Origin of the sequence: Mycobacterium lehmannii (assembly GCF_001499925.1) — a bacterium.
Taxonomy (GTDB): domain Bacteria; phylum Actinomycetota; class Actinomycetes; order Mycobacteriales; family Mycobacteriaceae; genus Mycobacterium; species Mycobacterium lehmannii.
In genome coordinates this window covers 134,341-146,302 of record NZ_LQIR01000056.1, presented here as the reverse complement: position 1 = coordinate 146,302, position 11,962 = coordinate 134,341, and the positions used below count along the sequence as shown (strand labels likewise).

General features: G+C 67.5%; 11 protein-coding genes. 8 read left to right on the top strand and 3 right to left on the bottom strand.

Annotated features, from left to right (window positions below; genetic code table 11):
• Positions 1-21 precede the first annotated feature (21 nt).
• Positions 22-195 carry a 50S ribosomal protein L32 gene (rpmF, locus tag AU192_RS21395; protein ID WP_059098102.1) on the bottom strand — a complete coding sequence of 58 codons (174 nt, stop codon included), beginning with the start codon at positions 193-195 and terminating at the stop codon, positions 22-24.
• Positions 196-391: 196 nt separating this feature from the next.
• Between rpmF and AU192_RS21390 the strand changes: the two genes are divergently transcribed.
• The 6 genes from AU192_RS21390 to AU192_RS21365 all read left to right on the top strand — a co-directional run bounded on the left by AU192_RS21390 (position 392) and on the right by AU192_RS21365 (position 8,868).
• Positions 392-2,134 carry an acyclic terpene utilization AtuA family protein gene (locus AU192_RS21390; protein WP_082695099.1) on the top strand — a complete coding sequence of 581 codons (1,743 nt, stop codon included), beginning with the start codon at positions 392-394 and terminating at the stop codon, positions 2,132-2,134.
• Positions 2,131-3,288 carry an acyl-CoA dehydrogenase family protein gene (locus tag AU192_RS21385; RefSeq protein ID WP_064399515.1) on the top strand — a complete coding sequence of 386 codons (1,158 nt, stop codon included), beginning with the start codon at positions 2,131-2,133 and terminating at the stop codon, positions 3,286-3,288. Before AU192_RS21390 ends, AU192_RS21385 begins: the two co-directional genes overlap by 4 nt.
• The gene (locus tag AU192_RS21380; RefSeq protein ID WP_064399514.1) at positions 3,285-4,880 is read left to right on the top strand and encodes an acyl-CoA carboxylase subunit beta; all 1,596 of its coding nucleotides are present in this window, start codon (positions 3,285-3,287) and stop codon (positions 4,878-4,880) included. The genes AU192_RS21385 and AU192_RS21380 overlap by 4 nt, the downstream gene beginning before the upstream one ends.
• A gap of 91 nt (positions 4,881-4,971) precedes the next feature.
• Positions 4,972-6,909 (top strand): acetyl/propionyl/methylcrotonyl-CoA carboxylase subunit alpha, encoded by a 1,938-nt coding sequence (locus AU192_RS21375; RefSeq protein ID WP_064399513.1) that lies wholly within the window; start codon positions 4,972-4,974, stop codon positions 6,907-6,909.
• The gene (locus AU192_RS21370) at positions 6,891-8,075 is read left to right on the top strand and encodes an acyl-CoA dehydrogenase family protein (protein ID WP_278183975.1); all 1,185 of its coding nucleotides are present in this window, start codon (positions 6,891-6,893) and stop codon (positions 8,073-8,075) included. Before AU192_RS21375 ends, AU192_RS21370 begins: the two co-directional genes overlap by 19 nt.
• Before the next feature lie 13 nt (positions 8,076-8,088).
• Positions 8,089-8,868: an enoyl-CoA hydratase family protein gene (locus AU192_RS21365; protein ID WP_064399511.1), complete on the top strand. Its 780-nt coding sequence runs from the start codon at positions 8,089-8,091 to the stop codon at positions 8,866-8,868.
• Here AU192_RS21365 and AU192_RS21360 read toward each other — a convergent pair.
• Together AU192_RS21360 and AU192_RS21355 are read right to left on the bottom strand one after the other, a co-directional pair.
• Positions 8,865-9,830, bottom strand: a complete 966-nt coding sequence (locus AU192_RS21360; protein ID WP_064399510.1) for an HTTM domain-containing protein — start codon at positions 9,828-9,830, stop codon at positions 8,865-8,867. The two genes, AU192_RS21365 and AU192_RS21360, sit on opposite strands and share 4 nt — an antisense overlap.
• Complete coding sequence (locus AU192_RS21355) at positions 9,827-10,402, bottom strand: hypothetical protein (RefSeq protein ID WP_133148051.1); 576 nt, start codon at positions 10,400-10,402, stop codon at positions 9,827-9,829. The genes AU192_RS21360 and AU192_RS21355 overlap by 4 nt, the downstream gene beginning before the upstream one ends.
• A 117-nt stretch (positions 10,403-10,519) precedes the next feature.
• On the opposite strand from AU192_RS21355, the gene AU192_RS21350 reads away from it, so the two are divergent.
• Positions 10,520-11,281, top strand: a complete 762-nt coding sequence (locus AU192_RS21350; RefSeq protein WP_064399508.1) for an SDR family oxidoreductase — start codon at positions 10,520-10,522, stop codon at positions 11,279-11,281.
• 94 nt (positions 11,282-11,375) lie between these two features.
• A complete protein-coding gene (locus AU192_RS21345; RefSeq protein WP_064399507.1) occupies positions 11,376-11,957 on the top strand; it encodes a DUF1707 SHOCT-like domain-containing protein in 582 nt (193 codons plus the stop codon).
• Positions 11,958-11,962: the final 5 nt, after the last annotated feature.

The following is an 11,962-nucleotide window of genomic DNA, read 5'->3' as shown; positions in this document are numbered from 1 at the left end:
CCCGGTGCGCCCGGCGCCGGGTTAGCGGCGGTCGAGGTCGATCAGGCCGAGGCGGGCGGCCTTGAGCAGCCGGCGCGGCACCTTGTGCTGCTGACCGGCGACGTTGACGCTCACGAGTTCCGTGCGCTTGGCCTTCCACTGCGCGCGCCGGCTACGGGTGTTCGCGCGCGACATCCTGCGCTTGGGCACAGCCATGGTCGAGATCTCCTCTTGAGGGGGTAAGTCTGGCGCCGCGCGCGCGGTTAGGCGCCGGCAAGTGTCTTTCAGGATAGCCAACGACCTGCGTAGCCTCCAAAACAGCGGAAGTCGATGCCCCGAACCTTGACGCGGTACCGCTGGTCATCGTTAACCTACCGGTTGGTTGGCAGCGTCCGCGACGAAGGGAGCCCGCGTGAGCTCTGCACGTGGTCCGGTCCGGATCGGCAACTGCTCGGGGTTCTACGGCGACCGGCTCGCGGCCATGCGCGAAATGCTCATCGGCGGCGATCTCGACTACCTGACCGGCGATTATCTCGCCGAGCTGACGATGCTGATCCTGGCGCGCGACCGCGCCAAGTCGGCTGAACGCGGCTACGCCAAGACGTTCCTGACCCAACTCGAGGAGTGCCTCGGCCTGGCACTCGACCGGGGTGTGCGCATCGTCACCAACGCCGGCGGGCTCAACCCGGCCGGGCTCGCCGCCGCGGTGCGGGCGCTCGCGGAACGGTTGGGGTTGACGGTCAACGTGGCGCACGTCGAGGGCGACGACCTGCTCGGGCGCGCGGACGAGTTCGGCTTCGGCTCGGTTCTGGCAGCCAATGCGTACCTGGGCGCCTGGGGCATCGCCGAGTGCCTCGACTCCGGCGCCGACGTGGTCGTGACCGGGCGCGTGACCGACGCATCCGTGACCGTCGGGCCGGCCGCCGCACACCACGGCTGGGATCGCACCGACTACGACCGGCTCGCCGGCGCGGTCGCGGCCGGCCATGTCATCGAATGCGGCGCCCAGGCCACCGGCGGCAATTACGCGTTCTTCGCCCGCGACTTTCCCGATCTCGGCGCTTTGACCCGGCCGGGGTTTCCGCTCGCCGAGATCCACTCGGACGGTTCCTCGGTCATCACCAAACACCCGGGCACTGACGGCGCGGTCACCGTCGACACGGTCACAGCGCAACTGCTGTACGAGATCGGCGGGGCGCGTTACGCCAACCCCGACGCGACGCTGCGCGTCGACAGCATCGAGTTGTCCGGCGACGGACCGGACCGGGTTCAGATCTCCGGTGTGCGCGGTGAGCCGCCGCCGCCCGCGCTGAAGGTCTCGCTCAACAGCATCGGCGGATTCCGCAACGAGATGACGCTCGTGCTGACGGGTCTCGACATCGAGGCCAAGGCGGAATTGGTGCGGCGCCAGCTCGAGGCGGCCCTGACGGTGAAACCGGCCCAGCTCGAGTGGACCCTGGCGCGCACCGACCATCCCGACGCCGACACCGAAGAGGCCGCGAGCGCCCTGTTGCGCTGCGTGGTCCGTGACCCCGATCCCGAGAACGTGGGCCGCCAATTCTCCTCCGCGGCAGTCGAACTCGCGTTGGCAAGCTATCCGGGCTTCCATGCCACCAGCCCGCCCTCTCAAGGGCAGGTCTACGGCGTGTTCAGGCCGGCCTACGTCGCCGCCGCCGAGGTGCCCCACGTCGCCGTGCACGCCGACGGTTCCCATGTCGACATACCGCCCGCGGGGGAAACTCTGGATCTGGCGCCTGTGCCGCCGGCCGCCCTCCCCGAGCCGATTCCGTTCGGCGAGACGAGACGCGCACCTCTCGGCCTCATCGCAGGCGCCCGCAGCGGGGACAAGGGCGGCAGCGCGAACATCGGCGTATGGGTGAGGACCGACCGGCAGTGGCGGTGGCTCTCACACATGCTGACCATCGACAAGTTACGCGAACTCCTGCCCGAGACAGCGGATCTGCCGGTCTCGCGCTACGTGCTGCCCAACCTCCGCGCGGTCAACTTCGTCATCGAAGACATCCTCGGCGAGGGTGTCGCCTACCAGGCCCGGTTCGATCCGCAGGCGAAGGGGCTCGGCGAATGGCTGCGCAGCAGGGTCGTCGACATTCCTGTCGAATTGGGTGAAGACATCCCAGAGGAGCTGTTGGCGTGAGCATTTGGCACACTCCCGAACGCGAACAACTGCGCAAGACCGTGCGGACGTTCGTCGAGCGTGAGGTGCTCCCCCACGTCGACGAGTGGGAACGCGACGGCGAGCTGCCCCGCGACCTGCACCTCAAGGCCGGCCAGGCCGGGCTGTTGGGCGCGGGGTTCCCCGAAGCGGTCGGCGGGGGCGGCGGCGACGGGGCCGACGCGGTGGTGATCTGCGAGGAGATGCACTACGCCGGCTCACCCGGCGGAGTGTTCGCCTCGCTGTTCACCTCGGGAATTGCAGTGCCGCACATGATCGCTTCGGGCGACGAGCGGTTGATCGAGACGTACGTGCGGCCCACTCTGCGCGGCGAGAAGATCGGCAGCCTCGCGATCACCGAACCGGGCGGCGGCTCGGATGTCGGACACCTCACGACGAAGGCGGTGCGAGACGGCTCGGGAGATGGGGACTACATCGTCAACGGCGCCAAGACGTACATCACGTCGGGTGTGCGCGCCGACTACGTCGTGACCGCGGTGCGCACCGGCGGGCCGGGCGCGGCTGGGATCTCGTTGATTGTCGTGGACAAGGGGACTCCCGGCTTTGAAGTCACCCGCAAGCTGGACAAGATGGGCTGGCGCTCCTCGGATACCGCCGAACTGTCCTACACCGACGTTCGGGTCCCCGCCGCCAACCTCGTCAGCGTGGAGAACTCGGGCTTCCTGCAGATCGCGGCGGCGTTCGTCTCCGAACGGGTCGGACTCGCCGCGCAGGCCTACGCCGGCGCGCAGCGCTGCCTCGACCTCACCGTCGAGTGGTGCCGCAACCGGGAAACCTTCGGCCGCCCGCTGATCTCACGACAGCAGGTCCAGAACACGCTGGCCGAGATGGCGCGGCGGATCGATGTGGCACGGGTGTACACCCGCCACGTCGTCGAACGGCAGATTCATGGTGAGACCAACCTCATCGCCGAAGTGTGCTTCGCCAAGAACACCGCCGTCGAGGCCGGCGAATGGGTGGCCAACCAGGCCGTCCAACTGTTCGGCGGCATGGGCTACATGGCCGAGTCCGAGGTCGAACGTCAGTACCGCGACATGCGGATCCTCGGGATCGGCGGCGGCACAACCGAAATACTCACCTCACTGGCCGCCAAGACGTTGGGATACCAGTCGTGACCGCTCTTCGATCCACGCTCGACACCGCATCGCCCACGTTCGGCGAGGCGGCGGCCGCGATGACCGCCAAGCTCGCCGAACTCGACACCGAACACGCCAAAGCGCTGGCCGGCGGCGGCGAGAAGTACGTGCAGCGGCACCACGACCGCGGCAAGCTGACCGCCCGCGAGCGCATCGAGCTGCTGATCGACCCCGACTCACCGTTTCTGGAGCTGAGCCCGCTCGCCGCGTGGGGCAGCGACTTCACCGTCGGCGCCAGCGTGGTCACCGGCATCGGTGCGGTCGAGGGCGTCGAATGCTTGCTCGTCGCCAACGATCCCACCGTCAAGGGCGGCACCAGCAACCCGTGGACGCTGAAGAAGATCCTGCGCGCCAACCAGATTGCATTGCAGAACCGGCTGCCGCTGATCTCTCTGGTGGAGTCCGGCGGGGCGGACCTGCCGACACAGAAGGAGATCTTCATCCCCGGCGGGCAGATGTTCCGCGACCTGACCAGGTTGTCCGCGGCCGGCATTCCAACGGTCGCCCTGGTGTTCGGCAACTCGACCGCAGGTGGGGCCTACATCCCCGGCATGTCCGACCACGTCGTGATGATCAAGGAGCGGTCCAAGGTATTTTTGGCCGGGCCGCCGCTGGTGAAGATGGCCACCGGCGAAGAAGCCGACGACGAGTCTCTCGGCGGAGCCGAAATGCACGCCCGCACCTCGGGTCTGGCCGATTACTTCGCGCTCGACGAGGCCGACGCCATCCGCATCGGGCGCCGCGTCGTCGCCCGGCTGGACTGGCACAAGCGAGGCCCGAAGCCCGCACAGGTCGTCGAACCCCTCTACGACGCCGAAGAACTGGTCGGCATCGTGCCCGCGGATCTGCGCATCCCGTTCGATCCGCGCGATGTGATCGCCCGCGTCGTCGACGGGTCGGAATTCGACGAGTTCAAGCCGATGTACGGCTCGTCACTGGTGACGGGGTGGGCAAGGCTCTACGGTTACCAGATCGGCATCCTGGCCAACGCACGCGGCGTCCTGTTCAGCGAGGAGTCGCAGAAGGCCACCCAGTTCATCCAGCTGGCGAACCGGTCGAACACCCCACTGTTGTTCCTGCACAACACGACCGGATATATGGTCGGCCGCAAGTACGAGGAGGGCGGCATGATCAAACACGGCTCGATGATGATCAACGCCGTCTCGAACTCGACCGTGCCACACATCTCGCTGCTGATCGGAGCCTCGTACGGCGCTGGTCACTACGGAATGTGCGGCCGCGCTTACGACCCGCGGTTCCTGTTCGCCTGGCCCAGCGCCAAATCCGCGGTGATGGGCGGAACACAGCTGGCGGGAGTGCTGTCGATCGTCAGCCGCGCCGCCGCCGAGGCCCGCGGCCAGGCCGTGGACGAGGACGCCGATGCTGCGCTGCGAGCCGCGGTGGAAGCGCAGATCGACGCCGAATCGCTTCCGATGTTCCTGTCGGGCCGGCTCTACGACGATGGCGTGATCGATCCCCGCGACACCCGCACCGTCCTCGGAATGTGTCTGTCCGCCATTGCCAATGGCCCGATCGAGGGGACGTCGAACTTCGGCGTCTTCCGGATGTGAGCGCGATGTCCTCGTCTCCCGAAACAGAACTCATGCGCGATATCTCGCGGACGTCTCGATCACATCTTCAGACTCGGCGCGGGAGAAGCACATGATCACTCGAGTTCTGGTCGCCAACCGCGGTGAGATCGCCCGTCGGGTGTTCGCGACATGCAGGAGACTCGGCATCGGTACGGTCGCCGTCTACACCGACCCCGACGAGCGCTCCCCGCATGTCGGCGAAGCCGACGCGCGGGTACGCCTGAGCGGCCGCACCGGATACCTCGACGTCGATCAGCTGATCGCCGCGGCTGCGGCCGCAGGCGCCGACGCCGTTCATCCGGGATACGGGTTCTTGTCGGAGAACGGCGATTTCGCGCGCGCGGTAGGTGAGGCGGGCCTGACCTGGATTGGGCCGCCTCCCGCGGCGGTCGCCTCGATGGGCAGCAAGATCGAGGCGAAGAAGATGATGGCCGCCGCGGGTGTCCCCGTACTCGACGAGCTGGACCCCGACGGCGTGACCTCCGATCAACTGCCCGTGTTGATCAAGGCCTCGGCGGGCGGCGGGGGCCGCGGCATGCGCGTGGTGCGTGAGTTGTCGGAGTTGCCGGGCCAAGTCGAAGCCGCCCGCAGGGAGGCGGCATCCGCATTCGGCGACCCGACGGTGTTCTGCGAGCGCTACCTGGCCAGCGGGCACCATGTTGAGGTTCAGGTGCTCGCCGACGAACACGGCACCGTCTGGGCGGTCGGTGAACGCGAGTGCTCGATCCAGCGGCGCCACCAGAAGATCATCGAAGAGGCGCCCTCGCCGCTCGTCGAGCGCACACCGGGTATGCGCGCCAAGCTGTTCGATGCCGCGCGGCTTGCCGCGACCGCGATCGGCTACACCGGAGCCGGCACCGTGGAGTTCATGGCCGACGCGTCCGGCGACTTCTACTTCCTCGAGATGAACACCCGGCTCCAGGTCGAACACCCAGTGACCGAAGCGACCACCGGCTTGGATCTGGTTGAACTGCAACTGCTTGTCGCCGACGGGGGCAGGCTCGACGCCGAACCGCCGCCCTCACGGGGCCATGCCATCGAGGCGCGCCTCTACGCCGAAGATCCGGCGAAGGGCTGGCAGCCGCAGGCAGGCACCGTGCACCGGTTCGAGGTCCCGGCCAACGTCCGGGTGGATTCCGGGGTGGTCGACGGATCGGTGGTGTCGATCTTCTACGACCCGATGCTGGCCAAGGTGATCTCCTATTCGCCCCACCGTCGCCAGGCGGCCGCCATCCTCGCCGATGCACTGTCGCGCAGTCGCATTCACGGCGTGCGCACCAACCGCGATCTGCTGGTCAACGTGCTTCGTCATCCGGCGTTCCTCGACGGCGCCACCGACACCGCGTTCTTCGACACCCACGGGCTGGGAGCATTGTCGGCACCGCTCACCGACGACCGCACGGTCGCGTTGTCGGCACTGGCCGCCGCCCTTGCCGATGCGGCCGAGAACCGCAGCGCTGCGACGGCATTCGCGGCAGCCCCCAGCGGTTGGCGCAATCTGGCGTCGGGGCATCAGATCAAGCGATACGCGGACATCGGCGGCATCGAGCACGACGTCCGGTACCGGTTCACCCGCTCGGGTCTCGAGTTGCCCGACCACGACGACGTGTCGCTCCTCTCGGCATCACCGACGCGGATCGTATTGACCGTGGCAGGCGTGGACCGGCCGTTCGAGGTGGCACGCTACGGCCAGGACGTGTTCGTCGACTCACCCTCGGGCCCGGTGCATCTCACCGCCAAACCCCGGTTCGGGGACCCCGACGACGCCGTCGCTCACGGCTCGTTGTTGGCGCCGATGCCCGGCTCTGTGCTGCGCGTCGGCGCCGCGGCCGGCGACACCGTCACCGCAGGCCAACCGCTGGTGTGGTTGGAAGCCATGAAGATGGAGCACACCGTCACCGCACCCAGCGACGGTGTGCTCGCCGAACTCAACGTCGAACCCGGTCAACAAGTCGATGTCGGCTTCGTCATCGCCCGAGTCGTCGCCCGATCCGAAGGAGAACAGTGAGCAGTTTTCTCGAGACCGAAGAGCAGCACGCGTTACGCAAGTCGGTCGCCGCGATGGCCGCGAACTTCGGCCAGGATTACTACCTGGAGAAGGCCCGCGCCGACGAACACACCGACGAGTTGTGGTCGGAGGCAGGCAAACTCGGGTTCATAGGGGTGAATTTGCCCGAAGAGTACGGTGGCGGCGGCGCAGGCATGTATGAGCTGTCGATCGTGATGGAGGAGATGTCGGCGGCGGGCTGCCCGCTGCTGCTGATGGTCGTTTCGCCCGCGATCAACGGCACCATCATCGCCAAGTTCGGCACCGACGACCAGAAGAAGCGCTGGCTGCCCGGCATCGCCGACGGGTCCATCACGATGGCGTTCGCGATCACCGAACCCGACGCCGGTTCCAACAGCCACCGCATCACCACCACCGCGCGCCGCGACGGCGCCGACTGGATCCTGTCCGGCCAGAAGGTGTACATCTCCGGCGTCGATCAGGCGCAGGCGGTGCTCGTCGTCGGCCGTGCCTATAAAGAGGGAGCCCACAAATCCGAATCTCTTCGCCCGGCGCTGTTCATCGTGCCGACCGACACAAAAGGGTTGAGCGCGAACAAGATCGAGATGGAACTGGTCAGCCCGGAGAACCAATTCCAGCTCTTCCTCGACGAGGTCCGGCTGCCCGCCGACGCATTGGTCGGCTCCGAGGACGCCGCGATCGCGCAGCTGTTCGCCGGCTTGAACCCCGAGCGCATCATGGGCGCCGCGAGCGCGGTCGGCATGGGCCGGTTCGCGATCGACAAAGCCGTCGACTACGTCAAGACCCGTCAGGTCTGGAAGACACCGATTGGCGCCCACCAGGGGCTGTCACACCCGTTGGCGCAGAACCATATCGAGATCGAACTGGCGAAGCTCATGATGCAGAAGGCGGCATCGCTGTACGACGCGGGAGACGACGTCGGTGCCGCCGAGGCGGCGAACATGGCCAAGTACGCCGCAGGTGAGGCCTCGGTTCGCGCGGTCGATCAGGCGGTGCAGTCGATGGGCGGCAACGGCCTGACCAAGGAGTACGGCATCGCCGCCGCGGTGACGGCGTCGAAGCTCGCCCGTATCGCGCCGGTCAGCCGGGAGATGATCCTGAACTTCATCGCGCAGACCTCTCTCGGGCTGCCCCGTTCCTACTGATAGGGCCGTACTGATGAGCGCACTGGTCGGCTACGCGGTCGACGGGCCCGTCGCCCGACTCACCCTCGACTCACCGGACAACCGCAACGCCTTGTCGACCACGCTGGTCGAACAGCTGCACCAGGGCTTCACCGACGCCGTCGCGGATCCCGGCGTGCGGGTCGTCGTGCTGGGTCATACCGGCGGAACATTCTGTGCGGGAGCCGATCTCAGTGAAGCCGCGGGGCGCGACCCGGGCGACCTGGCCGTCGACCGTGCCCGCGAGATGACCCGGCTGCTGCGCCGCATCCTCGAGCTGCCGGTCCCGGTGGTGGGCGTGATCGACGGGCACGTCCGCGCCGGCGGGCTCGGGCTGGTCGGCGCATGCGACGTCGTGGTGGCCGGCAGCAAGAGCACCTTCGCGCTGACCGAGGCCCGCATCGGTGTGGCGCCGTCGATCATCTCGTTGACCCTGCTCCCCAGGATGACCAGTCGCGCGGCGAGCCGCTACTTCGTCACCGGCGAGAAGTTCGGAGCCGCGGAGGCGGCCGACATGGGGCTGATCACGATCGCGTCCGACGATGTCGATGCCACCGTCGCCGAGTTGACCGCCGCGATCAGCAAGGCGTCGCCGCAGGGGTTGGCGACCTCGAAGGCGTTGGTCACAGCGCCCATCCTGGAATCCTTCGACCGTCGCGCCGAAGAGCTCACCGCGCAGAGCGCGCAGTTGTTCGTCTCCGAGGAGGCCCGCGAAGGCATGCTCGCTTTCCTCGAGAAGCGCCAGCCGAGGTGGGCCGGCTCCGCCGAGTCCTAGGGCACCGCCGACTGTTCGGACGACGGTGGTGGCGGATCTGGCAAGCGGTTGTCGCGCTTGGCTTTCCACCGCGTCGGCAGGCGCCCGATCGCCTCGCCGGGAACGAACGCCAGATACAGCACGAACATCGCGACGCTGAAGAACGCGACGTTCAGGTTGACCATGATCGTCAGGTGCATCACCACGCCCGCCGCCAGCACCCAGTACCGCCAGCGTCTACTCCAGACGAGGATCGCCAGCGCCAGTTCGATCAACAGGGTGCCCCACGCGATGAGGTTCACCAGGATCGCGTTGCCCGCCAACCACTCCGGAGCAGGCAACAGCGCCCATCGGCCGTCGGTCCCCCATGCGTAGAAGACCGCTGAGCCGTCCACCCAGCTCTTGTTCGCCAGCTTCGCCTGGACGGTCGCCAGGTAGATGATCGACAACTGGATCTGCAGCAACCGGACCGGCCATACCGCCCTGGCCTGCGCAGTCCAGAACGTACCGGCGAGCCGTCGCTGGTCCAGCGACAGCGCCGCACCGCACGACGAAAGCGCCAGAACCAGGGCGGTGACGGTGAGGATGGAATCCCCGGCGTTGAAGAAATGCTCACCGCGTCGCAGAAAAGACTGCAGCAGAACGAAAACGAGGACCGCCGCCAGCCGACTGTGCCAACCGAGAGTCATCGCGACGGCGGCCACCAGCAGCACCGCCCACCCGGCGAGAAGCGCGTTGTCGCCCGGCCATATCTGGAAAATGCTCCACTGGAAGTTCACCCGGGGATGCTCGGGCTCCACCCCTTGACTACCGAAGACGCCGAGAAGATCTGGGAGCAGCGTCAGGCACCAGGCGACGATGACGAGGCCGAACCCGATCCGCACGAGACCCAGCGGGTAGGCGGGCCGAGCGGTGAAGAAGAAGGCGTTCCAGCGGTGGGCGGCGGAACCCCACGTCGACCGGACTCGATCCCCCGCGGTCATCGCGCGTCCACCAGATCCTCTTGGTAGAGGAGTTTGGAGGCTACGGGGCGCCGGGTCTCGGCCGACTCCTCACCCGGCGCGGTCAACGTCTCGGTGTGCAGCAGCATCGTGACGCCGACGGCCTTGTCGTTCGGCTGACTCACCTCTCGGACCACCCAGTGGGCCAGCTGCCGCCGGAAGTCGGAGTCCAGAAGGGCGGCATACCTGAGCAGCAGCCAACGGTCCCACCACCCGACGCCGCCGGCGCCGGGCTCGAAGGTCCACACCCGGGTCTGACCGCCAGCGAAGCGCACCTGCACCTCGACGGAGTCTTGGCGCCTGCTCGGGTTGGCATACATCGCCCAACTCTGGTCGAGCGCGGCGGGCACCGCGATCGGCTCGACGACGGGAAGCAGTTCACGCTTGATCGGCGAGTCGGGCAGGTTGCATACGATTCCGACGACCACGAAGACCACGATGCCGATACTGATGACCACCCTGCCCACGGGCGAGCTCTCGAACCGCTGTTGCAGAGTGTTCAAGCCGCCAAGGCGAGAGCTGCGCTCCTGCTGCTCCTGCTGGTCTGGCGTCACGGTTCTCGCCTCTCGTCGGGAACACCCTAATTCACCGTGTGATTCTCGCCGTGTCGCCGCGTCTGCGCAGAACTCGGCGCCTCCGAAGGGCTTGACCACGGGCATAGTGTGAGGCTGATGTCACGTACGGTTCTCGTCACCGGGGCAACGGGCACGCTGGGCCACCGCGTGGTACCGGAGGCGATCGACGCCGGCCACGATGTTCGGGCGCTGAGCCGCAAGAGCCATGTCGGATACACCGGCGTGCACTGGGCCCAGGCCGACCTGCTGACGGGTGCGGGCCTGGACGCGGCGGTCGACGGTATCGAGGTCGTGGTCAACTGCGCGACGCAACCGATCGGCGACAAGGACGTCACGGCGATGCGCAACCTCGTCGCCTCGGCCCGCCGGGCCGGCGTCGCGCACATCGTGCACGTGTCGATCGTGGGCATCGACCGCATTCCGCTGCCGTACTACCGCACGAAGCTGCGCGCCGAACAGGTCCTCGAAGCGTCCGGCGTCGGCCACACGGTGCTGCGGGCGACACAGTTCCACGACCTGATCCGGACCATCTTCGCCCTGCAGCGGTACTCCCCCGTGATGTGGGCGTTTCGCGGGGTGCGGTTTCAGCCGATCGACACCGCCGACGTCGCGGCGCGGCTGGTGGAACTGGTCGGCGCCGAACCGGCGGGCCGGGCGCCGGACGTCGGTGGGCCCGAGGTGCACACCCACACGGAGTTGGCGCGCATGTATCTCGAGGCCACGGCGAGCCGGCGCCGGCCCCTTGCGGTACCCGTGCCTGGTCGAATCGGGAAGGAGTTGCGATCGGGCGCCAACCTGGCTCCGCACAACCGGATGGGGGTGCTCGGGTTCGCCGAATTTCTGGCAGCCGGGAAATAAAGTTCGCCCATCTAGATTCTTCGCCCTCGCGAGTCAGGGCACAGTTTGGCCTACTTGCTTGCATGTGCCACGGTTCGTCGTACGCTCGTATCCGATGAGCAATCCAGCGTCGCGGAGCGGTCCGATGCGTGCTGCTGACACCGATCGAATTCAGGTGGCACAGCTGCTCACTGATGCCGCCGCCCAGGGCCGACTTCAACTCAACGAGTACGAGGACCGCCTGACCAGGGCGTATGCCGCGCAGACGTACGACGAGCTGGACCGTTTGTCGGCTGACCTGCCCGGCGCGATCACGCGGGGGCGCAGCGGCGGCCCGTGCCGGCCTGCGCCGTCGACGATGCTGCTGGCGATCATGAGCGGCTTCGAGCGCCGCGGTCGCTGGAACGTGCCGAGGCGGATGACCACGTTCGCCCTCTTCGGCGGCGGAGTGGTGGATTTGCGGTACGCCGACTTCACCTCACCGGAGGTGGAAATCCACTCGTACTCGATCTTCGGGGGCCAGACGATCCTGGTGCCGCCGGAGGTCAACGTCGACCTGCGTGGCGTCGGGGTGATGGGCACCTTCGACCGGTCCGTGGAGGGTGAGGGCTCGCCTGGCGCGCCGTGCGTGTGCATCCGCGGCTTCTCCCTGTGGGGCCGAGTCGGCGTCAAGCGCAAGAAGCGCAAGGCCGCCTGATCCCA

Bases quoted from the DNA above. Each gene is read 5' to 3' on its own strand.
- rpmF (WP_059098102.1), bottom strand. From the start codon at position 195: ATGGCTGTGCCCAAGCGCAGGATGTCGCGCGCGAACACCCGTAGCCGG.
- AU192_RS21375 (WP_064399513.1), top strand. From the start codon at position 4,972: ATGATCACTCGAGTTCTGGTCGCCAACCGCGGTGAGATCGCCCGTCGG.
- AU192_RS21365 (WP_064399511.1), top strand. From the start codon at position 8,089: ATGAGCGCACTGGTCGGCTACGCGGTCGACGGGCCCGTCGCCCGACTC.
- AU192_RS21360 (WP_064399510.1), bottom strand. From the start codon at position 9,830: ATGACCGCGGGGGATCGAGTCCGGTCGACGTGGGGTTCCGCCGCCCAC.
- AU192_RS21350 (WP_064399508.1), top strand. From the start codon at position 10,520: ATGTCACGTACGGTTCTCGTCACCGGGGCAACGGGCACGCTGGGCCAC.
- AU192_RS21345 (WP_064399507.1), top strand. From the start codon at position 11,376: ATGAGCAATCCAGCGTCGCGGAGCGGTCCGATGCGTGCTGCTGACACC.